Genomic DNA, 24190 nt, shown 5'->3' with positions numbered 1-24190 from the left:
GCTGCTGTCCCCGACCCCTGACCCCTGGCCCCGGGTCCCGGCTCTCGTCGCCCCCTCACCATTCCCCCCTGTGCAACCGCACTTCGCCGGTCAGCCAGGCCACGTCGATCTGCCAGGCGGCGCTGCGGTAGCCGAGCCGGATGCGGCCGCCGGTCGCGGCGCCGTCGGCGAAGAACTGCACCGCGCCTTCGGCGGCGCTGGGCTGGACCTCGCGCGCACCGGTGAACTCGACTTCCAGGGTGTGGGGAATCGTGCCGTGGCGCCCGTTCGGCGCCTGCCAGGTCCGTGCCTGCGGATCGATGACGAAGCGCTGCGGCTCGCCGGTGGCGATCGCCTGGGTGCGGGTGTAGCGCAGCTGCGCGGCCAGCTCCTTGGCGGTGGACTGCAGCGCCAGCCGGTCGAAGCCGCCGCTCATCGCCGCGGCGGCCAGCACCCCGGTCACCGCGATCAGGCCGACGACCAGCAGCACCTCCAGCAGCGAGAAGCCGCGGGGTCGGCGGAGGCGACGACGACCCGCGTCCATCGGTTATTCGTAGCGGATGTCGGCGTTGACGCTGTCGCCGCCGGGTTTGCGGTCGGCGCCGAAGCTGACGATCTCGAACGGCTGGCTGTCGCCCGGCACGCGGTACTCGTACGGCGTGTTCCACGGGTCCCTGAGCTCGGCGTCCTTGGCATAGGGCCCGAGCCAGCCGCCGGCGTCGCCGGGCTGCGTCACCAGGTCGCCCAGCGCGCCGGGCAGGCGGCCGGTGTCCATCTCGAACTGGTGCACCTTCTCGGCCAGCGTCTGCACCTGCGCCTTGGCGAGGTTGACGCGGGCGCGGTCGCCGCCGCCGAGGATGCGGGTCGCGGCAAAGGCGACGATGCCGCCGATCAGCACGACGACCAGGATGATCTCGATCAGGCTGAAGCCCGACTGCGCGTTCGCGCGGACGATGCCGCGCCGGTTGCGGGGAAACTGCATCGAATGCTGCCTCGTTGAAAGGATCTTCCGCATTGTATGCCGCCGGCCCATGAACCTAGCCGATGACGCTGGTCAGGTCGTAGATCGGCACCAGCACCGCCAGGATCACGACCATCACCACCAGCGCCAACAGCATCGTGATCGCCGGCACCAGCGCCGCCAGCAGGCGGTCCAGCGACTGCCCGGTCTGCTGCTCGAAGGTGTCGGCGGTCTTGAGCAGCATCGCATCCAGCGCGCCCGACTCCTCGCCGACCTGGATCATCTGCATCGCCAGCCGCGGGAAGCGCTTGCCGCGGCCGAGCGCCGTGGACAGCGCGACGCCATTCTTGACCTCGGTCGCCGCGGCGTCGACATCGGCCGCCAGCGCGAGGTTGCCGAGCACGTTGCGGCCGATGCCGAGCGCGCCGATCAGCGGTACGCCGTTGCGCAGCAGCGTGCCCAGCGTGCGCGCCAGCCGCGCGGTCTCGATGCGCGCGACCAGCGGACCGGCGAAGCGCCGCTGCAGCAGCCAGCCGTCGAAGCGCGCGCGGAACTTCGCGTCGCGCAGCTTCAGCCAGAACGCGTAGAACGCCAGCAGCGGCAGTACCAGCAACAGGATCCACCAGTCGCGGACGAACTCGCCGATACCGAGCACGATCTTCGTGAACAGCGGGAGTTCGGCATCGAGGCTGTCGTACATCGCCGCAAACTGCGGCACCACGTAGCCGAGCAGGAACAGCAGCGACGCGCCGACCATGACGATCAGGATCGCCGGATAGATCAGCGCATTGACCACGCGGCCACGCAGCGCGCGGGCGCGCTCCAGATAATCGGCCAGCCGCTGCAGCGTGTCCTCCAGGCTGCCGCCGGCCTCGCCGGCGCGGACCATGTTGATGTACAGCCGCGAGAACGTGCCGTGCTGGCGCTCGAGCGCCGTCGACAGCGGACTGCCGCCGCGCACCGCGTCGCGGATCTCGGTGATCGTGCGCTTGGCCTCGGGTTCCTCGGGCAGGTCGAGCAGGATCGTCAGCGCCCGGTCCAGCGGCTGGCCGGCGTTGAGCAGCGTCGCCAGCTGCTGGGTGAACTGCACCAGCCGCTGGCCGGAGAACGGCTTCGGCTTGAACAGCATCTTCCAGTCGTCGACCCCGCGCGCCTCGCTGGCCAGCCGGGTCTCGACCGGCAGGTGCCCCTGCTCCTGCAGCCGCAATGCGACCTCGGCCTCCGAGGCCGCCTCCATCGTGCCGCCGAGCGTCTCGCCGCGGGTATTGAGGGCCTTGTAGCGGTAGAGGGTCATCGGGAATCAGGGGCCAGGGAGCAGGGGCCTGAGGCCCGGGAAGAGCGGGGCGAAGAAACCGCGCGAGGGACGCGGCAAAGGCCGCCGGCCGCCGCTGGCCTCAGGCCCCTGCTCCCCGGCCCCTGCTCCATCACGCATCCTCCGTCACCCGCAGCACTTCCTCGATCGTCGTCTGCCCGGCGAGCGCCTTGCGGATGCCGTCCTCGTACATCGTGCGCATGCCCGACTGCCGCGCCAGGTCCTCCAGTTCGCCCATGCCGGCGTGGCGCATCACCGCGCGGCGCAGTTCGTCGTTCATCACCAGGAACTCGACGATGGTGGTGCGCCCCAGGTAGCCGGTCGGCGCGACCGCCGAGGGGCCCGGCCGGTACAGGAAGATCTCGCCCTCGGGCTGGAAGCGGCGCAGGTCGAAGCGCGCGATCTCCTCCGGGGACGCCGGATAGCGCTGCGCGTGCGTCGGTTCGAGCCGGCGCACGAGGCGCTGGGCGAGGATGCCGTTGACGGTCGAGGTCAGCAGGTAGTCCTCGACGCCCATGTCGAGCATGCGGGTGATGCCGCCGGCGGCGTTGTTGGTGTGCAGCGTGCTCAGCACCAGGTGCCCGGTCAGCGCCGACTGGATCGCGATGCGCGCGGTCTCCAGGTCGCGCATCTCGCCGATCATGATGATGTCCGGGTCCTGGCGCACGATGCTGCGCAGCGCGTGGGCGAAATCCAGCCCGATCTGCGGCTTGGCCTGGATCTGGTTGATGCCCTCGATCTGGTACTCGACCGGATCCTCGACGGTGATGATCTTCACGTCCGGCGTATTGAGCTGCGACAGCGCGGTGTACAGCGTCGTGGTCTTGCCCGAACCGGTCGGGCCGGTCACCAGCAGGATGCCGTGCGGCTGGTCGAGCACCTTCTGGAACTGCGGCAGGAACTCGTCGGTGAAACCCAGCCTGTAGAAGTCGAATACCACGGTCTCGCGGTCGAGCAGGCGCATCACCACGCTCTCGCCGTGCGCGGTCGGCATGGTGCTCACGCGCAGGTCGAGCTCCTTGCCCTGCACCCGCAGCATGATGCGGCCGTCCTGCGGCAGCCGGCGCTCGGCGATGTTGAGCCGGGCCATGATCTTGATGCGGCTGATGACCGCGGCGGTCAGGTTGGCCGGCGGGCTCTCGCCGTCGATCAGCACGCCGTCGACGCGGTAGCGGACCTTGAGCCGGTTCTCGAACGGCTCGATGTGGATGTCGGACGCGCGCAACTCGACCGCGCGCTGGATCACCAGGTTCACCAGCCGGATCACCGGCGCCTCGGAGGCGAGGTCGCGCAGGTGCTCGACGTCGTCGACGTCGCCGCCGCCTTCACCATCGGCCGACTCGACGATCGTGCCCATCGCGCTGCGGCCCTGGCCGTACCAGCGCTCGATCAGGTCGTCGATCTCCGAGCGCAGGCCGACCACCGGGGCGACCTCGCAACCGGTCGCCAGGCGCACCGCGTCGAGCGCGTAGCGGTCGGCGGGGTCGGCCATCCACAGCAGCACGCGGCCGCGCGATTCGCCGACCGGGCACAGGTGGAACTGGCGCAGGAAGCGGGTCGACAGCGGCCGCGCGCCCTCCACCAGCTCCGGCGGGTCGTCGGGAATCGACTTGCCGGCGCGCAGCGGCAGGCCCAGCACTTGGGCGCAGGCTTCGGCATGGTCGCGCTCGGACACCAGCCCCAGCCGGCCGAGCAGGGTCAGCAGGCTGCCACCGGCCTCGGCATGCAGGCGCTGCGCACGCGCCAGGTCGACCTCCTTCAGGCGGCCGTGGTCGCACAGATGGGCCACGATCCGGGCTTCCGCAGGATCGAGCGCGCCGGATTCCTCGAGCACCGCATTCACGCCGGGACCGCTCCACGTGGACTGTCGACAGGAGCCCGACTTTAGCAGCTCGCCATGCCGGTCCACAGGCCGTGGCCCGGCGGGCATTCCAGGACGTCCCGCGTCGCGCTCAGCGGGGCCGTGCCGGCGGTTCCGCGGCGTTGCCGTGCAGGTCCTCCGGCGGCGGATCCTCGTCGACCGGCCCGTCGCCGCGCGCGCGCGGCGCCCCGCTGTCGGGCTGCGGCACGTAGTAGCCGACCCGTTCGAAGAAGCGGCGGTAGAAGCCGGTGTCCTGCACCGTGCTGCTGGCGACGCGCACCAGCGAATCGTCGCGGCTGCCGATCGGCAACGACACCGAACCCAGCCCGCCGACGCCGAGGCTCGCGGAGCTGGAACTCTTGCGCAGGTTGTAGCGGTCGAGCAGCGCGCTGACGAACAGCAGCGTGCGGTCGTGGCCGCGCGGCACGCAGGACACCCGCACCGACAGCTGCGTGTGGACGTCCTCCTCGGGCTGGAAGTTCTTGACCGCCTCGACCGCGTCGTCGCCGGCCTTGTTGACCGCATAGCCCTGGCCCAGCAGCGCCAGCCGCGAGGCGCTGCACACCTGGGCCGGCGGCAGGTCGTAGATCCGCGAATAGGTGTCGTCGGCGTCGAACGCCTCGCCCATGAACGGCGCTTCCTCGCGGGCGTTGCGGCCGCAGGCGGTCAATACCGTCGACAGCAGCACCAGAGACGAGAGGACCAGCAAGGGGCGGGGCGCGCGCATGACAGCCAGATCGGAACCGGGAACCGGAGCATCATAACGGCGCCCGCGTCGCGCGCCTTGACGTGGCGTACAGGCACGCTGCCCAAGGTTCATGATCGTGCCGCAACTGGCTTGCGGTGCCGCGCCCCTCAGTGCGGCGCGCTGGCCGGCTGGTTGCGGGTCTGGCGCTCGGCCTCGAGCCACGCCAGGTGTTCGTCGAGGGTGTGCCCGGCCTCGGCCGCCTCGGCGGTTGCCGCGATCTCCAGCGTCCGGGTCATCGCCAGCGCGGTGCGCACGCCGGCGCGGGCCTGCACCGCAGCGGTGTGGTGCAGCATCGCCAGCGCCATCGCCGCGCTCTCGGTGGTCGCGACCACGCTGCCGGCCAGCACCAGCGACCATTCGCCGTCGCGCAGCGCGGCGCCGGCCAGGACCCGGCCGCCGTCGTCGCGCAATTGCGCATGCACGCGGGCTGCGTTCGCGCCGGGGCGCAGCGCGCGTCCCGGCATCGATTTGCGGCGCGCGTCGCGGCGGGATTTGGACAGTTTCGACATTGTGGAATGCTTGGCGGTGGGGAGGACGCAGACGCACGATATCGCAGATCGGCGCGGGCGCAGCGTCGTGTGCGGCCGGGCGTGCGGCCACGGCGGCACTGACCATGCCGTCACGGCCGCGCTGCTGCAATGGGGTTTCATTCCCGACGGTACCCCGCCATGGCCGTACACGCGATTTCCCGGTTGCGCGCGCTCTCCGCCCTCACGATCCTGGCGCTGGCCCTGACCGCCTGCATGAGCAGCAACGACCCGCCGGTCGACGACAGCACCCAGCCGACCACCCACGCCGACAGCGCCACCGCGGTCGACAATGGCTACCCGGTCGGCACGGGGCCGAACCCGACGCTGCCGGCACCGGAGGAATCGACGCTGCCGGTGGTCGAGATCGCACCGGCCGTCGGCTGGCCCGCCGATGGCGCACCGAACCCGGCCGACGGTTTCGCGGTCACCGCGTTCGCCCGCGACCTCGACCATCCGCGTCAGGTGCTGGTGTTGCCCAACGGCGACGTGCTGGTGGCCGAGGCCAACAAGCCCGAGACCGAAACCACGCCCGGCCCGATGCAGCTGGCGATGAACGCGGTGATGAAGCGCGCCGGCGCCGGCGTGCCGAGCGCGGACCGCATCACCCTGCTGCGCGACGTCGACGGCGACGGCATCGCCGAGGAACGGCACGCCTTCCTCACCGGCCTGACCTCGCCCTACGGCATGGCCCTGGTCGGGGACACGCTGTACGTCGCCAATGCCGATGCCCTGGTCAAGGTGCCCTACACCACAGGGGCCACCTCGATCAGCGCGACCCCGGAGAAGGTCGCCGACCTGCCCGCGGGCCGCAACCACCACTGGACCAAGGCGCTGGTCGCCAGCCGCGACGGCAGCAAGCTGTACGTCGGCGTGGGCTCGAACAGCAACATCGCCGAGAACGGCATGGAAGAGGAGGTCAACCGCGCCGCGGTGCTGGAGATCGATGCCGCGACCGGCGCGGTGCGCAACTTCGCGTCCGGCCTGCGCAACCCGACCGCACTGGCGCTGCACCCCGGAGGCGACGTGCTGTGGGCGGTGGTCAACGAGCGCGACGAGATCGGCAACGACCTGGTGCCCGACTACCTGACCTCGGTGCGCGACGGCGCGTTCTACGGTTGGCCGTACAGCTATTTCGGCCAGAACGTCGACACCCGCGTGCAGCCGCAGGACGAGGCGCTGGTCGCGAAGGCCGTGGTGCCGGACTACGGGCTCGGCTCACACGTCGCGCCGCTGGGGCTGGCGTTCTACACCGGCGACGCACTGCCCGCGCGTTATGCCGATGGCGCGTTCATCGGCCTGCACGGCTCGTGGAACCGCAAGCCCAAGGTCGGCTATTCGGTCGTGTTCGTGCCGTTCTCCGGCGGCAGGCCGTCGGGTCCGATCGAGACGGTGCTCGGTGGTTTCGTCAACCAGCGCGGCGATGCGCAGGGGCGCCCGGTCGGCGTGGCGGTCGATGGCCACGGCGGGGTGCTGGTCGCCGACGATGTCGGCAACGCGATCTGGCGCCTGACCGCGTCGGATGTGCCGCCGGCCGCGCCGGCACGCTGATCCGCAGCGTGGCGGCGTTCGCGTTGCGCGTCGCTGCCGCCATGTCCGGGTACCGACGGGTGTCCCGGCTGCCGGACATCCACGGACACCGACCGTTCCCCTGATGCGCCGCCGAGGAATTCCGATGCCATGAGTGCCGCCGCCACCGACAGCACGAAGACGACGACACCCCGGCCGGCCACCGCCGCTGCCGCGACCGTTTCACCTGGCCAGGGCCGCATCGGCGCGATCGACTTCGCGCGCGGCATCGCGGTCTGCCTGATGATCCTCAGCCACGGCACCAACGGCCTGATGCCGTTCGACGACTTCCCGTCGTGGGGACAGGTGCCGGTACATGCGATCACCAAGTTCTCGTCGTCGTTGTTCGTCATCGTGTTCGGCATCGCGCTGGCGGTCGCGTTCGTGCCGAAGACCGGAGCGCCCGACTGGCCGCAGCGGCGCAACCGGCTGCTGTGGCGCGGCCTGGTGGTGCTGTTCTGGTACAAGGTGCTGACGGTGGTCGAGATGTACGGACGCTACGACCGCGAGGCCATCGTCGATACGCTGCTGTACCGGAACTTCCCGTCGTTCGTCGAGATCCTGGGCTTCTACGCCATCGCCCTGCTGTGGATTCCGTGGCTGCTGCCGCTGTGGGCGAAAGCGCCGGCCTGGCTGCGCTGGCTCAGCCCGGTCCCGGTCGCGTTCGCCTCGTGGTGGCTGCTGCACCATTTCGATTTCTGGGGCGTGCCGCAGTTGCAGGCCGTCCTGGTCGAGCATCCCGACTACTACGCCTGGGGCCAGCTGGCGCGCGGGCCGTTGATCCTCGTCGGCCTGCTGATCGGCGGCCTGCTGCTGCGCTGCTACGGCGACCCGCGCACGCGCCTGGCCCTGGCCGGTGGCCTGACCCTGGTCGCAGCCGTGCTGCTGGGATGGTTCCTGCTGCGCGCCGGCGACGCTGAATTGCGGCCGTTGCTGGTCCAGATCGCGCGCAACGTCGGCAAGCATCCGCCGCAGCTGATGTTCATGCTGTTCAGCGTCGGCGGCGCATTCGCGTTGCTCGCACTGGCGATCGCCGGCGGGCAAACGCTGGCGAAATGGCTGCGTCCGGTCGCGGTGATCGGCAGCGACGCGCTGATGGCGTTCATCGTCCACATCAGCGTGATCTTCCTCCTGTTCCGCGAGGTGCTGGGCTATTACCAGGCGGTGTCGTACGAGCGCGCGCTGCTGCTGACGGCGATCCTGATCGTGGCCACCGCCGCCTGGATCTGGTTGTGGCAGCGCATGAAGCAGGCGGTTCAGCGCTGATGAGGACGGCAGCGTCCAATGTGTCGGCGATGCGCCGGATGCTGTCCACCGCCGTCATTGCCGCTGCGCTGCTGTCGCCACTGGCCGCCGCCCGGACCGCGCTCGCGTTGCCGCCGCTCCCCGGCGCGGAGCCCACGCCGGCCCCGGTGTGGGCGGCGGAGCTGCGCAGGCGGCTCGACGCGGCGGACGCGCGTTTCCCCGGCGAACTGGGCGTGTACGTCCACGACATCGACACGGGGGCGTCGTACGCCTACCGCGCCGACGAGCCGTGGTATCTGGCGTCCGGGGTCAAGGTGCCGGTGGCGATCGCGGTGCTGCGCGAGATCGACAACGGATGGCTGTCGCTCGATTCGCACGCGACCCTGTTGCCGTCGGACTTCGTCGACGGCGGCGGCCATACCAACTCGCATCCGCCCGGCACGCGCCTGCGCATCTCATATCTGCTCGAGCAGATGATCATCCACAGCGACAACACCGCCACCGACGTCCTGATCCGCACCGTCGGCCTCGGCCAGGTCAATGCGGTCGCCGCCGAACTGATCGCGGCCCAGGGCGTGCGCATCACTTCGCTGGCCGACGTGCGCCGCCTTGCCTACGGCCAGTTGCACACCGGCGCCGCCGGACTGACTTCGCAGGACCTGCTGGCGCTGCAGCGCAGTGGCGTCGGCGACGCGCGCGCGCGCAAGCTCGCGCAGTTGCTGGCGGTGTCGCCGGCCGACTTCCTGCTGCCCGGCATCGACGATGCGTTCGAGGCCTACTACGCCACCCACGTCAACACCGCGTCGCTGGTCGACTACGGCCGCATGCTGACCTCGCTGTCGGCGGGACTGGCGCTGGAACCCGACAGCACGCGCTATCTGCTCGACCTGATGTCGCGGGTGGAGACCGGCAAGCGGCGCATCCGCGCGGGCCTGCCGGCACGCGCGGGATTCGCCCACAAGACCGGCACCCAGTACCGGCGACTGTGCGACCTGGGCATCGTGACGATGCCGGCGAGGGCCACGTCGCAGCCACAGGCGCGCGTCGTCGTCGCTGCCTGCGCACGTGGCGCCGGCACCGCGGCCAGCGAGCGCGCGCTGCGTGATGTCGGCGCCGCCGTCACCGCGGCCGGGGTATTGGACAGGTCCCCTTCCCCGTCTTCGTCCCCATGATGATTTCGACCGCCCCGATCCCGCGCCATCGTCGCAGCACGCCCGTCGCTGCCCTCTCCCTCTGCCTGCTTGCGCTGCTGGCCGGTTGCCGCGGCAGCGAACCGCCAGGCCCCGACGACCCGGCACAGGCGCAGGCGGTGGAAGCGGCCGCCGCCATCGACGCGCCGTGGATCGCGGCGCTCGATGCGGACGTGTCGCGGATCGACGACGCGATGCCGGGCGACTTCGGCGTGTACGTGCGCCACTACGGCGCATCGCCCGGCACCCTCGACCGCGGCGGGGACCGCGCCTGGTATCTGTCGTCGACGATCAAGGTGCCGGTGGCGATCGCGGTCCTGGAACAGGTGGACACGGGCCGCATCGGGTTGGACGAGGAACTGGTACTGGCCCGGACCGACTTCGTCGACGGCGCCGGCGACATGCTGCAGCACAAGCCCGGCGAACGCTTCAGCATCGCCACGCTGCTGGAGAAATCGCTGCGCGACAGCGACAGCACGGCAACCGACATGCTGATCAGGAAGGTCGGCGAGGCGCATCTCAACCGCCGCATCCGCGACTGGGCCGGCGATGGATTCGGCCCGGTCACGACCATCCTGCAGGTCCGCTACGACGCCTACGGCCCGGTCCATCCCGGCGTCGCCGATCTGGACAACATGGCGATCCTGCGCCTGCGCAACGCCGAGGCCGGCGAACCGCGGCTGCAGGCGCTGGCCGATACGCTTGGCGTCGCGCGCGACGCGCTGGACGCCGGGTCGCTGGACGCGGTGTTCGAGGCCTACTACCGCCGCGGCGACAACGCCGCGACCCTGCCCGCATTCGCCCGGCTGCTCGACCGCCTCGCCGCGGGCGAACTGCTGTCGCCGGAAAGCACGCGCATCGTGCTGGGCCACATGCGCGGAATCAGCACCGGCGACCGGCGCATCGCCGCGGGCCTGTCCACCGGCACGGACTTCGCCCAGAAGACCGGCACCCAGCTCGGCCGGGCCTGCAACGTCGGCATCATCGATCCGGATTCGGGGCGTCACGGCGCCACGATCGTGCTTGCCTGCGCCGAGCGCTTCGACGACATCGCCCAGGCGGAGCAGGCGTTCCAGTCGCTGGGACGTGCGCTGGACGAGACGCTGCTGGCCTCGCGCGACCGCTGACCTGTCGCGGTGCCGGGACCGCACCCGGCAGTGCCCCCCGCTTGCCGGCTTCCCGCACAGCCGGGACGAACCAAATGAAAGGCCCCGGCAATACCGGGGCCTTCCGTCGATGCTGCATGCGTCCGGCACCGCCACAGCGGTGCCGGACCTGCCCGTTCGATCAGGCTTGCCCGATCAGAAACGCGCCTGCAGCGTCACGTTGCTGTAGCTGCCCGAGAGCTTGATGTAGTACACACCTGCCTGCGGGGCATTGACGCGAACGGTTTCCGAGTTGCCCGGCCGGGTCGACGTGAAGTCGGCCGCACCCTCCGCCGGCTCCGCCTCGAAGCTGACGTACAGCGAGACGTTGCCGCTGCCGCCACTGGTGGTGATGCTCAGCGGACCGGTCGTGCCGGCAGGCACCTCGATGCTGTACAGGGTGTCGCCACCGCTGCCGCTCAGCCCACGCACCGGCACCTTGTTGTCGATCGGCGTCGCCGGCGGCGCGCACTCCTCGACCTCCGGATCACACGGTTCCGGCGGGCCTTCGACCGCCAGGACCACGGCCGCGCCTGCATCGAGGATGCCCGGGCCGATCGGCTGGCTGGCCGACGGCGCCACCGTGAACGGCGAGGCCGACTGCTGCAGGACCTCGAGCACTTCCGCCGGCGTCAACAGCGGCAGATCGGCGGCGAGGCGCGCGCTCTGCAACAGGGCCACCACGCCGGCGACATGCGGAGACGCCTGCGAGGTGCCTGCCGAACCGCGCGCATAGTTGGCTTGAATGTTCTCGACCGGGGTCGGCGTCGTGTTGCTCGGGTTGCCGGCCTGCCAGACGAAGCCGTCATAGATCTGGGTTCCCGAGCTGCCATCGTTGGCGTAGACGCCGCCGCCCGGTGCCGAGATGTCGATACCGGTACCGTAGTTCGAGTAGTAGGCGCGACGGCTGGTCACGCCGTTCGATGCCACGGCAATCGCGCCCGGGCAGTTGGCCGGCGAGAAGTTGCTGACGTCGCTGTTGCTGTTGCCGGCGGCGATGACCACGGTGGCACCGAGCGAGTTGGCCTGCGCGATCGCGGCCGCTTCGGACGACGAACACGGACCCGAACCGCCAAGGCTCAGATTGATGACCTGCGCCGGATTCTCGTTCAGCGGCACGCCCTCGACCTCGCCGCCGGCCGCCCAGATGATGGCGTCGACGATGTCTGACTCGTAACCGCCGCAGTGGCCGAGCACGCGCACCGGCAGATGCTTGGCCCCGTAGGCCACGCCGGTCATGCTGACGCCATTGTCGGTGAGCTGCGCACCAGCCGTACCCGCCACATGCGTGCCGTGCCAGGAGCTGTTGCGCTGCGCGCAGGTGCTGGCACCGGGATAGCCGATGGTCCAGTCGCCGAGATCCCAGCCGCCCGGCACGCGATCGTCGGTGTCGCGCCCCGAAACGAATGCATCGGAGATGAAGTCGTAGCCGGCATCGGCCAGCGAGGTGTCGATGTCCGGATGCGCGGTGATACCGGTATCGATCACCGCGATCGTGATGCCCTCGCCATCGGAGAGGTCCCATGCCGCCGGAACGTTCGCGCCACCCCGGTTGGGGCCGCCGTCGTAGGTCGCGCCGCCGTCCGGAGCACGCATGTGCCACTGGTACTCATCGAAATCCGGATCGTCGGGAACGTAGGCCGGCTGGATCGCCGTGATCTGGCGAAGCCGGTCCAGCTGGACCGACTTGACGTTCGGATCTGCGGCGATCTGCTGCAGCAGCGTCTCGGCGACGACACGGTCGACGCCGCGGGAGAGACGGACCAGTTGATGACCGGTGGCCAGCTTGCGCTCGTAGCTGGCGCTGACCGCGCTGGCACCACGCGTCAGACCCGCCCGCGACAGCGCGGTGTTGACGCCCGTCACCACGGCCTTTGCGTCCGAGCGCTCGCGGGCACCGTCCTTGTACTCGACGATGAAACGGACCAACGGCAGTTGGCTTTCGCCCGCCGATACCGCCGGCGGCGCATCGGCAACAGCTTTACCCGCCTTGCCCGCTGCACCGGCATAGCCGACCGCAAGCACGGCGCTCACCGCGACGGCCAGCGTGCATGGAATGATGCCCTTCTTCATTGAAAACCCTCTTTACAGGAGTGATGGACCACGGTGACCACGCTGCGAGATGGCGCCTCGGGTGAGACAACCACTCGCAACGCTTCACGCTCTTCAAACCGGACACCGACCGCTGGGAGCGGAGCCCGGAAACCCTTGCAGGACGGCCGGGTCCGGGACCCGGCCGCCCGATTCCACTTACCAGCCGAAGCCGGCACCGATACCGACCGACTTCTCGTCGCCGCTGAACGCACCACCGATGGTCAGCGTGGCGCGGTCGCTCATCGCACGCTGGTAGCCGACCGACAGCGCGCTTTCGCCGCCCTGGAAACCGACGCCGACGCCGACCCGGTTCTGGGTGCGGATGCCGGCCGCGCTCGTGGCCATGTTCAGCATCGCCGCGCCCATCGCGCCCTGGCGGTCGATGCGGCGCTCGGTGTCGTAGAACCGGCGGTCGACATCGCCCTTGAACGTCTCGAAGCTGTCGTTCCAGGTCGCGAACTTCTGGTCGGTATACGCATTCGCGCTGCTCAGCGTCTGCGTGGCGGTGGTGTCGGTATAGGCCTTCGCCTCGGCCACACCCGCCGTCACCTGGCCGACGTTGGCCGCGTCGGTCGCCTGGGTACCGGCGGCGACGTTGGTGATCTGGCGCTCGTTGCCGGCGCTGCCGACCGAAACCGTGTTCTCGCGGTCCGCCACCGAACCCTGGCCCAGCGCGACCGCGCCTTCGGCGGTCACCGACGCACCCTGGCCGATCGCGGTGCCCGAGGCCGCACTGACGCTCGCGCCCTCACCCACCGCGACCGCATTGGTCGCGTCCGCGGTGATCGTGCTGTTGGCACCCACGGCGGTGCTGCCGTCGGCCCCGACCTTGGCGTTGCCGCCGATCGCAGTGTCGTTGGGGCCGTGGGCGTACGCGCCGCCACCGACCGCGACGCCGTTCTCGCCGTTGGCCGTGGCATCGGAGCCGATCGCGACCGCATTGGTGTCATCGCCGATCGACGCAGGGTCGCTGCCGCCGACCGCAACCCTGTCGTTGCCGGTGGAGGGGCCCGAACCGGCCTCGATCGTGGTCAGGCGCTGGTCGATCGTGCTGATGTGGGCATCGATCGCGCCCAGGGCATCGGCGACGTTGTAGAAGTTGCTGCCCTGGATCGCATAGGTCGGTGCCGAGATCGTGCCGAAGGCCGTCACCGTCGCGCCGCCGCCGAGGATCTGCGCGGTGCTGTCGAGCGCGCCGTGGAGCTGACCGCCATGGACCGCATCGGTGCTGTCCGCGGACACCGCGCCCGCAGCGAGGTTGGTGATGACGGTGCCGTCGGCGCCCGCCAGTGTCGCGGTGGCCTTGCTGGCATCGTCGTAGGCGATCGCATTGGCCGCGGTCCCTTCGACATCGCCGATCCGGGTATCGAGATCGTCGACCCGCTCCTCGACCACACCGACCCGCGTGTTGGTCTCGAACAGCTGGCTGCCGTTCACCGCATCGGTGCTGTCGGCACTCAACTCACCGGCCGCCACGTTGGTGACCACCGTGCCGTCGGCGCCCGCAAGCGTCAGCGTCGACTTGTCGGCGTCGTCGTAGACCACGGCGTTCTCGCCCAACGCCTCGAGGTCGTTCGCGACTGCAGTGAGCTGGGCGACGTTGACCGCATCGTAATCCTCCGTGCCGGCGGCGACGTTGGTGATCTGGCGCTGGCTCGGCTGATGGACGACGCCGTAATCGTCGGTCCATGCCTGCGAGGCACCGACCGAGATCGTGTTGTCGCGATCCGCCAGGGAATTGGCGCCCAACGCCACGCTGTCGGACGCCGCAGCGTAGGCATTGGAACCCAATGCGAGCGACCCGTCCGCACCACGATCGACGGTCGCGCGCCATCCGAGCGCAACCGCATTGTCGGCGAGACTCAATGTGCCGCGACCCAGCGACACCGCGTTGACACCATCCGCCAACGAAGTGGCGCCGATCGCGATCGCATAGTCCTCCACACTGAGCGCGCCTCGACCAACCGCGATCGCACTGACGCCGCTTGCCCAGGTATCCATACCGAGCGCCGTGGCGCCGACACTGTCCGCCCAAGCCCCGTAGCCGAACGCAGACGCATTGGTCGCCGTCGCCCAGGCCGAAGTACCGAACGCAGTGGCGCCGTTGGCGGTTGCCCATGCATAGGCGCCGGTCGCGGTGGCGTCCCCGCCGCTCGCCCATGCGTTGCTGCCGATCGCGGTGCTCCATTCGCCGGTGGCGCGTGCCTTGATGCCGTTGGCGACGCTGTTGCCGCCGAGCGCTTGGGCGCCGCTGCCGAATGCGGAGGCGTTGACTCCGGTTGCCAGCGCCCCCGAACCGACGGCGGTACCGTTGATCTCGGCCTGCGTGGCCGCCAACACCGGGTTGCCGTCAGCATCGTAGATCGGAGAGTTGTACTCGTCGTAGGCCTGTCCCAGGCCGCCGACAGCCACCGCACCTTCCGCGTTCGCGGTGCTGTTGATGCCCACCGCCACTGCGTTCGCGCCAGCTGCTAGGGCGCCACTGCCGATGGCCGAGGCGCCAGTGCCGTAGGCCGTGCTGGATGCGCCGACGGCAGTGGTGTAGTCGCCGTCCGCGAATGCGTTGGAACCGGCTGCCGTCGCGTCTTCGCCCTGGACCACAGCATCGTAATCGCCCGTCGCCTTGAAGTAGCGTCCGGCCAGCAAGGCGCCATCCGCGGCGGCATTGAGCTGATCGAGGTTCACCGCATCGGTACCTTCGGTACCCGCCGCGACGTTGGTGATCTGGCGCTCGCCGCCCACTTCGCCGACCGACACGGTGTCCGCCCGGTCCGCGACCGAGCCGGCGCCGAGGGCGACGCTGTTCTCGGCGCCGGCATACGCGCCGTAGCCGATCGCGGATGCATTGTCGGCCTCGGCCCACGAAGCGGCGCCCACCGCGGTCGAGTTGAGACCGTCCGCCGAACTCACCCAGCCCAGCGCGGTGGCGTAGTCGCTGGTCGCCCAGGCACCGGCACCGAAGGCCGAAGCGCCCTCGGCCGAGGCGCGAACGGGAATGAACCCGAACGCGGTGCCGCCGATGGCGACGCTTTCCAGGCCGGTGGCCTCGCTGTACTCGCCCACCGCGATGCTGCTGGCTCCCGACGCGAGCGCCGCGAAGCCGACCGCGGTGGCGTACTCCGCAGTCGCCTCGGCACCGTAGCCCAGTGCGCTGGCCGCGAATTCGGAAGCCACGCTGTATCCGCCGTACGCGGCCGAGCCGTCACCGCTGGCTTCCGAACGGAAGCCGCTGGCGGTCGCCTGCTGGCCCGACGCGATGGCCTCGGTACCGGTCGCCGTGCTGTAGCCACCGGTCGCCTGCGCCGCGGAACCCACCGCCGTGTCGCCGATCTCCGCGGCATAGGCGCCGGAACCGACCGCCGTGCTCAGCTCGCCGGCCGCCTCGCTGTAGGAACCCACTGCCAGCGCATTGGACTCGTAGGCCACCGCGTTGAAGCCGATCGCGGTCGACTCCAGCCCGAACGCCGCGGCGCCGCTGCCGAACGCCGAGGCGCCCTGCTCCAGGGCCTGGGCCGATTCGCCGGCCGCGGTGGCGTATTCGCCCTCGACATAGGCCGCGTTGTCGGCACCCGCGCCACCGCTGGCCGCGAAGTACTTGTTGTACTGCGTGGCCTCTTCCAGCTGGTCGAGATTCACCGCATCGGTGCCCTCGGTGCCCGCGGCCACGTTGGTGATCTGGCGCTCGGCGCCCGCATCGCCCACCGAAACCGTGTTGTCGCGATCGGCCACCGAGTAGGCGCCCAGCGCCACGCTGTTCTCACCGGCCGCATCGGCCAGGAAGCCCAGCGCGGTCGAGTCCTCGCTGCGCGCGATGCTGCCGCTGCCGAATGCGCTGGCGCCATCCGCGACGGCGTAGGTCAACGTACCCACGGCCGTCGACTGGATCCCGGTCGCTTCCGCCAGCGTGCCCACCGCCGTCGCGCCGATGCCGGTCGCCAGCGCCCCGTTGCCCAGCGCGGTCGAGGCGATGCCGCTGGCCTCGGTCTGCTGCAGGAGCAGCCCCGGCCAGCCGATCAGCAGGTCGCCGTAGTCGGCAACGCCGCCCACCGCCAGGCTGTAATCGCCCGAGCTGACCGCCCCGTATCCGTAGGCCGTGCCGTACAGGCCGGACGCGTCGCTGAACGCACCGCCAGCCGTGCTGTAGTCGCCCGACGCGGCCGCGCCGTAACCGGTCGCCGTGCCGCGTGCACCCTCGGCCGCGCTGAACGCACCCGTCGCGGTCGAGTAGTCCGTCGCCGCGACGCTGCTGTAGCCGGTCGCCGTCGACTGCACGCCTTCCGCGATCGAGCCCGCGCCGGTGGCGGAGCTGAACGCACCAAGGGCCTGCGCGCCCGCACCGAACGCCGAGGCACCCGCGCCCAGCGCGGTCGTGGTCTGGTCCAGCAGCACGTTGCCGTCCGCATCCTCGTAGTACAGCCAACCGCCGACCGCGGTGCTCGAGTCGCCCTCGGCCACCGCGTTGAAGCCGGTCGCCGTCGCGTACTGCCCGCCCGCCTGGGCGCCGCTGCCGAATGCCGAGGCGCCCACGCCGTAGGCGTAGCTCGACGAACCGATCGCCGTCGAGTAGTCGGCTTCCGCGATCGCGTTCGAACCCGAGGCGGTGGCTTCCTCGCCGTCGGCATAGGCCTCGCCGTCACCGGTCGCGCGGAAGTACTTGTTGTGGGCCGTCGCTTCTTCCAGCTGCGCCAGGTTCACCGCATCGGTGTCCTCGGTACCCGCCGCCACGTTGGTGATCTGGCGCTCGCTGCCGGCGCTGCCCACCGACACGCTGTCCTCGCGGTCGGCCACGGAATCCGCGCCCAGCGCCACGCTGTTGTCCGCGGTGGCGCTGGCGAAGTTGCCCAGTGCCGTGCTGTTGAAGCCGCTCGAGCGTGCCGCCCCGCCGACCGCGGTCGAGTAGTCGCCCGATGCCTCGGTCGGGATCAGCCCCCAGAACGCACCACCGACCGCCACGCTGTTGTCGCCGCTGGCGATGGCGTTGGCGCCCACTGCGGTCGCGTCGTAGTTGCTGGCGCTCGCCCCGAAGCCGACCGCCGTCGCGTACTCCAGTCCCGCCTCCGCGCCATAGCCCAGCGCGGTGGTTCCGAAATCCGAGGCCACGCTGTAGCCGCCGTAGGCCGCCGAGCCGTCGCCGCTGGCTTCCGACCGGAAACCGCTCGCGGTCGACTGCAGACCGGAGGCCACCGACTCCGCGCCGGTCGCCGTGCTGTACTCGCCGGTCGCCTGCGCTGCGTCGCCCAGGGCGATCGAGGACGTGCCCGCCGCATACGCATTCGGGCCCACCGCGACGCTCAGCTCGCCCGAGGCTTCACTGTAGGCGCCCGCCGCCAGCGATGCTTCGCCAGTGGCCACCGAATTGAAGCCCAGTGCCGTCGCGTCCTGCTCCAGCGCGAACGCGCCGCTGCCGAACGCCGAGGCACCATCCCCGAGCGCCAGCGCCGACTCGCCGGCCGCCGTGGCGTACTCGCCCTCGACGTAGGCCGCGCCATCGCTGTCCTCGCCGCCGCTGGCCGCGAAATACTTGTTGTACTGCGTGGCCTCCTCCAGCTGGTCGAGGTTCACCGCATCGGTGCCCTCGGTACCCGCCGCCACGTTGGTGATCTGCCGCTCGGCGCCGATGTCACCCACCGACACCGTGTTCGCACGATCCGCATACGAGCCCTGGCCCAGCGCCACGCTGCCCGCCGCCGATGCCGTCGAATCCGAGCCCAGCGCCAGCGTGTCCTCGCCCGATGCGGTCGAGAAGTTGCCGATCGCCGTGCTGTTGAAGCCCGACGCCCAGGCCGCGCCGCCCACCGCCGTCGAGTAGTCGCCGCTGGCCTCGGTCGGGAACAGGTTGAAGAAGCCGGCACCGCCGCCGACCGCCACGCTGTTCTGCCCGCTGGCGATCGAGTACGAACCGATCGCGGTCGAGTCCGCGCTTGCCGCCACAGCGGCGAAGCCCACCGCCGTCGAGGTGTCGGCAACCGCCTCCGCGCCATAGCCCAGCGCGGTCGCACCGAAGCCGCTGGCGTTGCTGTAGCCGCCGTAGGCCGCCGAACCGTCGCCGCTGGCTTCCGAACGGAAGCCGCTGGTGGTCGACTGCAGACCCGAGGCCACCGACTCCGCGCCGGTTGCCGTGCTGTATTCGCCGGTCGCTTCGGCGGCATTGCCCAGCGCGGTCGACCACGTGCCCGCCGCGTACGCACTCGGGCCCACCGCCACGCTCTGCTCGCCCCAGGCTTCGCTGTAGGCGCCCGCCGCCAAGGCCGTCTCGCCGCTGGCCACCGCGTTGAAGCCCACCGCCGTCGCATCCTCGGCGGTTGCGAACGCGCCGCTGCCGAACGCCGAGGCGCCCTGTTCCCAGGCCTGCGCCGCCGAGCCCACCGCGGTGCTGTAGTCGCCGTCGGCCGCCGCGCCCGAACCGGCCGCCACCGCCTCCTCGCCGGTCACCCAGGCCTCGTCGTCGCCCGTCGCCTTGAAGTACTTCGTGTGCTCGGTCGCCGCTTCCAGCTGGCCGAACGTCGCCGCATCGGTGGCGGCGATGCCGTCGCTGACGTTGACGATCCGGCGCGTCGCCGGGTGCCCGCTGGCACCGGTGCCGTTGCCCACCGACACCACGTTCTCCTCGCTCGCACGCGAGCCCGCGCCCAGCGCCACGCTGCTGGCGCCGTTGGCCCAGGCGCTGACGCCAAGCGCCGTCGCGTTGGTCGCATAGGCGAACGCGTCCTGGCCGATCGCGGTCGCGCCCACCTGCGTCGCCCAGGCGAACTGGCCGACCGCGGTGCTCTGCGCGCCGGTTGCCCACGAGAACTGGCCGACCGCGGTCCCGTCCTCGCCGCTCGCCAGTGCATTGTTGCCCACCGCCGTGCTGTAGGCACCCGTGGCCTCGGAGAAGTAACCCAGCGCCGTGGCGCTGGTGTTGGTCGCCCAGGCGCCGTAGCCGAACGCCGACGTTCCCGCTGCGCTGGCCTCGCTGAAACTGCCCACCGCCGTCGCATAATCCGCGCCGGCGACGCTGCTGTATCCCAGCGCGGTCGACTGCAGTCCTTCCGCCGCGGCGTTGGCACCGACCGCGCTGCTCAGGAAGCCGCTCGCCTGGGCACCGGCGCCGTACGCGCTGGCGCCGAACTCGCTCGCCTCGGTGGTCTGGTCCAGCACCACATTGCCGTCCGCATCCTCGTAGTACAGCCAGCCGCCTGTCGCCGTGCTCGAATCGCCGCTGGCCACCGCGTTGAAGCCGGTCGCCGTCGCGTACTGCCCGCCCGCCTGCGCGCCGCTGCCGAATGCCGAGGCACCGACGCCGTAGGCGTAGCTCGACGAACCGATCGCCGTCGAGTAGTCGGCTTCCGCGATCGCATTCGAACCCGAGGCCGTAGCCTCGTCGCCGTCGGCATAGGCCTCGCCGTCGCCGGTCGCGCGGAAGTACTGGTTGTAGGTCGTCGCTTCTTCCAGCTGCGCCAGGTTCACCGCATCGGTGTCCTCGGTACCCGCCGCCACGTTGGTGATCTGCCGCTCGGCACCGATGTCACCCACCGAGACCGTGTTCTCGCGGTCGGCATACGAGCCCTGGCCCAGCGCCACGCTGCCCGCCGCAAACGCCACCGAGTCCGAACCCAACGCCAGCGAATCATCGCCGTAGCCGGTTGCGGCATTGCCGATCGCGGTCGCATTGAAGCCTGGCGTCCACGCCTCGCCGCCAACCGCGGTCGAGAAATCGCCGCTCGCCTCCGTTCCCCACAATGTCGCACCACCGACCGCGACGCTGTTGATACCGGTCGCCAGGCTCCCCTGACCCACCGCCGTACTGCTGATTCCCGCCGCAAGACTGTCCGCACCGACCGCCAGGCTGCTCGAACCCGACGCCGTGCTCGCATTGCCCAGCGCCGTGCTGTTGAAGCCGTCTGCCAAGGCGCCGCCACCGACTGCGGTCGCATAGTTGCCGCTGGCCTCGGCGCCGAAACCGAACGCGGCGCCCTCCGTGCCGCTGGCGATGCTCTCGGCGCCGACCGCCGTCGCGCCGTCGCCCGACGCATCCGCGAACGCACCCACGGCGGTCGCCTCGATGCCACTGGCATCGCTCAGCACGCCGATCGCCGTTGCGCCGTCGGCATCCGTGGCCGCGCCCGCGCCCAGCGCGGTGCTGGCGAAACCACTTGCCGCTGCCTCCGGGCCGATCGCGATCGACAGTTCGTCATAGGCGGTGGCCTGCGCGCCGACGGCGAGCGAATCGACGCCCGCCGCGGTCGCGTTGAAGCCGATCGCCGTCGCCTGCTGTTCCAGCGCGAACGCGCCGCTGCCGAACGCCGAGGCGCCCTGCTCCAGCGCCTGCGCCGTCGACCCCACCGCCGTGCTGTAGTCGCCGTCGGCCGCCGCGCCCGAACCGGCCGCCACCGCCTCCTCGCCGGTCACCCAGGCTTCGTCGTCGCCGGTCGCCTTGAAGTACTGCGTGTGCTCGGTCGCCGCTTCCAGCTGGCCGAACGTCGCCGCGTCGGTGGCGGCGATGCCGTCGCTGACGTTGACGATCCGGCGCGTCGCCGGGTGCCCGCTGGCACCGGTGCCGTTGCCCACCGACACCACGTTCTCCTCGCTCGCACGCGAGCCCGCGCCCAGCGCCACGCTGCTGGCGCCGTTGGCCCAGGCGCTCAGGCCGATCGCGGTCGCGTTGATGCCGGTGCCGTAGACATAGGAATCACGGCCGATCGCCGTGCCACCGGTCGCCGTTGCCCAGGCCAGTTGACCCAAGGACGTGGTGTTGTCCGCCGTCGCCCATGCCGAGCCGCCGACCGCGATGCTGTTGAGGCCGCTGGCCTGCGACGACGAGCCCACGGCCACCGCCACCGTGCCGCTGGCCGTGGCCGTGTTGCCGAGCGCCGTCGCATTGGTGCCGCTGGCGGTCGCGCCGATGCCGACCGCGGTGGTGCGCGTATTGCTCGCTTCCGCCCCATAGCCCAGCGCGGTCGCGAAGTCGCCGGTCGCCTCGGTGAAGCCACCGTTGGCCGTCGACGCCAGCCCGGTCGCCTGGCTGTTGTAGCCGGTCGCCGTCGACTGCAGCCCGCTGGCCACCGACGCGGCGCCCGTCGCCGTCGCGAAGGCCTCCGTCGCCTGTGCGCCCGCGCCCAGCGCCGTCGCACCGACCTCCGAAGCGGTCGTGGTCTGGTCCAGAACGACACCGCCCTCTTCGTAGTACAACGACCCGCCCACCGCCGTGGCCGAATCCGCCGACGCCACCGCACCGTAACCGGACGCGGTCGCGAACTGCCCGTCCGCCGTCGTGCCGGTACCGAATGCCGAAGCGCCTGTGCCGTAGGCGCTGCTGCCGGCACCGACCGCGGTCGCGTAATCGCCGTCGGCGAACGCATCGGACCCCGCCGCGGTTGCCTCCTCGCCGCTGACGTAGGCCTCGCCGTCGCCGCTGGCCTTGAAGTAGCGGCTGGTTTCTTCGGCGACCTCGGCCACGGCGTCGAGCTGTGCCAGGTTCACCGCATCGGTGTCCTCGGTGCCCGCCGCGACATTGGTGATCTGGCGCTCGTCGCCGACATCGCCGACCGACACCGTGTTGGCACGGTCGGCCCACGAGTTCGCACCCAGGGCGACGCTGTTGGTGGCCGTCGCGGTGCTGTAGTAGCCCAGCGCGACGCTGTCCGCGCCGGACGCCCAGGCATCGTTGCCGATCGCGGCCGCGTTGACGCCCGCCGCATAGGCGAAATACCCGACCGCGACGCTGCCGGTACCGTCCGCCGCGGACAGGGCGCCGACCGCGGCGCTGTTGTCGCCGGATGCGGAGGCGCCCGCGCCGAAGGCCGCCGCGTTGTCGCCGCCGGCCGTGGTGGACACCAGCAGGCCCCAGCCGGGAATCAGGTCGGCCGGTCCGCCGACCGCGACACTGCTGGTCCCGACGGCCGCGGCCTGGGTGCCCAGCGCGGTCGAGAAGTCACCCGCCGCCGTCGCGACGGCACCGACCGCCGTCGCCTGCTGGCCGCTGGCATAGGCACCGACGCCGAGGCTGGACGCCGCGAAGCCGGAGGCCTCCGCACTGGCACCGACCGCGGTGCCGGCCGTGCCTGCGCTGGTCGCGGAAGTCTCCACCGGCACGCCGCCCAGCGACAGCAGTGGCTCGCCGTCCTCGTCGACCGCATTGCCGCCGATCGCGACGCTCGCCGCGCCGCCGGCCTCGGCCCCGGCACCGATCGCCGCACTGTTCTGGCCCCATGCAACGGCGTTCATGCCCACCGCGGTGGCGTTCTGGCCGTACGCCATCGCGCCACTGCCGAGCGCGGACGCGCCATCGCCGATCGCATTGCTGGCGTCGCCGATCGCGGTGGCGTTGAGGCCTTCGGCGTAGGCGCCCGGATCATCCGTGGCATCGGCATCGTTGCCGTTCGCGGCGAAGTACTTGCTGTGCTGCGTCGCTTCTTCGAGCTGTTCGAGATTGACCGCGTCGGTGGCCTGGGTACCCGCCGCCACGTTGGTGACCTGGCGCTCCGCGCCCGCGCTGCCCACCGAGACCGTGTTCGCGCGGTCGGCATACGCGCCCCGGCCCAGCGCGACGCTGCCGTCGGCTGCCGCGTAGGCGTTGTAGCCCACCGCCGTGGAGCCCACGCCGTCGGCCCAGGACAAGGTGCCGGCGGCCGTCGTCAGGTCGTTGGTCGCGCCCGCACCTGCGCCCAGCGCGGTCGCGCCCGCGCCAGTGGCTTCCGCGGAGAAGCCGCCGACGACGCCGCCCAGCGCCGTGCTCGCCTGTTGCGACGCGATGCTGCCCTGCCCCACCGCGGTGCTGCTGACCCCCGCCGCATAGCTGTCGGCGCCGACCGCCAGGCTGTCGGAGCCCGACGCCTGGGCATAGTTGCCCAGCGCGGTGCTGTTGAACGCACTGGCCGACGCGTTTCCGCCCACCGCTGTGGTGAAACCGGCCGTCGCACTGGCCGCGTAGCCGAACGCCGCCGCCTGCGTGCCCGATGCCGTGGTCCCCGCACCCACCGCGGTCGAATTGCTGCCGGTCGCGGAGGCCGTTCCGTCCACCGCGCAATCGTCGACGGTCTCGCTGCCGCCGCTCGTGACCACGCAGGGCGCATTGCCGCCCACTTCCACCGATTGCGCGATCGCCCAGGGCGAGGCCATGCCGAACAGCAGCACGCTCACGGCAACCATCAGGGTGGAGCGGCGATGCGCGGGACTGCCGCCGGCGTCCTGCGCGCCGGCACTGTCGCCGGAAGCCAGTTCGGAGGCCACGACGACCTGGTTCAACGAACGGTTCCAAACCTTGCGATAGATGCGATTCATCGAGACTGCCTCTGGAAATGCGTGGATTGAGAAAAAAGCGGCAAAAAAAAGCCGCAGGGTCGTGCGACGACCATGCGGCTGTGGCTGCGGTTCAGACGGAGGCCACCCCGGAGGAGGTGACGATGTCGCCGGCCTCGATGGGCCGTAGCTGAAGGGAAGTTGTATGCAACTTGAATCGTCCCCGAACGCGAATCTGTGACTCGATACTCCCTCCGGGCCGACTCCGCCGTCAAGCGTCACAAGCTGACGATTCCAGAACACTGGGAAGACTCTTTTGCAATCAGACAGTTACGGAAG

Annotated in this window: 12 protein-coding genes; 4 read left to right on the top strand and 8 right to left on the bottom strand. The window is 70.8% G+C overall.

What is annotated here, in order from left to right:
* Positions 1–55: 55 nt before the first annotated feature.
* The 6 genes from xpsH to LDO26_RS04070 form a co-directional block, all read right to left on the bottom strand.
* Entirely contained in the window at positions 56–523 is a 468-nt protein-coding gene (xpsH, locus tag LDO26_RS04095; RefSeq protein ID WP_232129808.1) for a type II secretion system protein XpsH, read from the bottom strand.
* 3 nt (positions 524–526) lie between these two features.
* Positions 527–961: a type II secretion system major pseudopilin GspG gene (gene gspG / locus LDO26_RS04090; RefSeq protein ID WP_232129807.1), complete on the bottom strand. Its 435-nt coding sequence runs from the start codon at positions 959–961 to the stop codon at positions 527–529.
* Between the two features lie 55 nt (positions 962–1016).
* A complete protein-coding gene (xpsF, locus tag LDO26_RS04085) occupies positions 1017–2234 on the bottom strand; it encodes a type II secretion system protein XpsF (protein ID WP_232129806.1) in 1218 nt (405 codons plus the stop codon).
* A gap of 130 nt (positions 2235–2364) precedes the next feature.
* Entirely contained in the window at positions 2365–4095 is a 1731-nt protein-coding gene (gene gspE / locus LDO26_RS04080; RefSeq protein ID WP_232129805.1) for a type II secretion system ATPase GspE, read from the bottom strand.
* Between the two features lie 109 nt (positions 4096–4204).
* The gene (locus LDO26_RS04075) at positions 4205–4840 is read right to left on the bottom strand and encodes a DUF2242 domain-containing protein (RefSeq protein ID WP_232129804.1); all 636 of its coding nucleotides are present in this window, start codon (positions 4838–4840) and stop codon (positions 4205–4207) included.
* Positions 4841–4968: 128 nt separating this feature from the next.
* Positions 4969–5370: a hypothetical protein gene (locus LDO26_RS04070; protein ID WP_232129803.1), complete on the bottom strand. Its 402-nt coding sequence runs from the start codon at positions 5368–5370 to the stop codon at positions 4969–4971.
* Between the two features lie 159 nt (positions 5371–5529).
* Between LDO26_RS04070 and LDO26_RS04065 the strand changes: the two genes are divergently transcribed.
* From LDO26_RS04065 to LDO26_RS04050, 4 genes are all read left to right on the top strand, one after another.
* Positions 5530–6939: a PQQ-dependent sugar dehydrogenase gene (locus tag LDO26_RS04065; RefSeq protein ID WP_435594023.1), complete on the top strand. Its 1410-nt coding sequence runs from the start codon at positions 5530–5532 to the stop codon at positions 6937–6939.
* A 129-nt stretch (positions 6940–7068) separates the two neighbouring features.
* On the top strand, positions 7069–8223 hold the full coding sequence (locus tag LDO26_RS04060; RefSeq protein WP_232129802.1) for an acyltransferase family protein: 1155 nt from the start codon (positions 7069–7071) through the stop codon (positions 8221–8223).
* A 38-nt stretch (positions 8224–8261) separates the two neighbouring features.
* On the top strand, positions 8262–9374 hold the full coding sequence (locus LDO26_RS04055) for a serine hydrolase (protein ID WP_232129801.1): 1113 nt from the start codon (positions 8262–8264) through the stop codon (positions 9372–9374).
* On the top strand, positions 9374–10519 hold the full coding sequence (locus tag LDO26_RS04050) for a serine hydrolase (RefSeq protein ID WP_232129800.1): 1146 nt from the start codon (positions 9374–9376) through the stop codon (positions 10517–10519). The genes LDO26_RS04055 and LDO26_RS04050 overlap by 1 nt, the downstream gene beginning before the upstream one ends.
* Positions 10520–10693: 174 nt before the next feature.
* Here the strand turns inward: LDO26_RS04050 and LDO26_RS04045 are convergent, their stop codons facing one another.
* Entirely contained in the window at positions 10694–12610 is a 1917-nt protein-coding gene (locus tag LDO26_RS04045; RefSeq protein WP_232129799.1) for a S8 family peptidase, read from the bottom strand.
* A gap of 177 nt (positions 12611–12787) precedes the next feature.
* Positions 12788–23893 carry an ESPR-type extended signal peptide-containing protein gene (locus tag LDO26_RS04040; RefSeq protein WP_255681988.1) on the bottom strand — a complete coding sequence of 3702 codons (11106 nt, stop codon included), beginning with the start codon at positions 23891–23893 and terminating at the stop codon, positions 12788–12790.
* Positions 23894–24190 lie beyond the last annotated feature (297 nt).

This window comes from Proluteimonas luteida (assembly GCF_021191695.1).
In the GTDB taxonomy this organism is placed as follows: domain Bacteria; phylum Pseudomonadota; class Gammaproteobacteria; order Xanthomonadales; family Xanthomonadaceae; genus Luteimonas; species Luteimonas luteida.
Note: the sequence above shows the minus strand (reverse complement) of the source record. Positions and strands in the feature narration are given on the sequence as shown.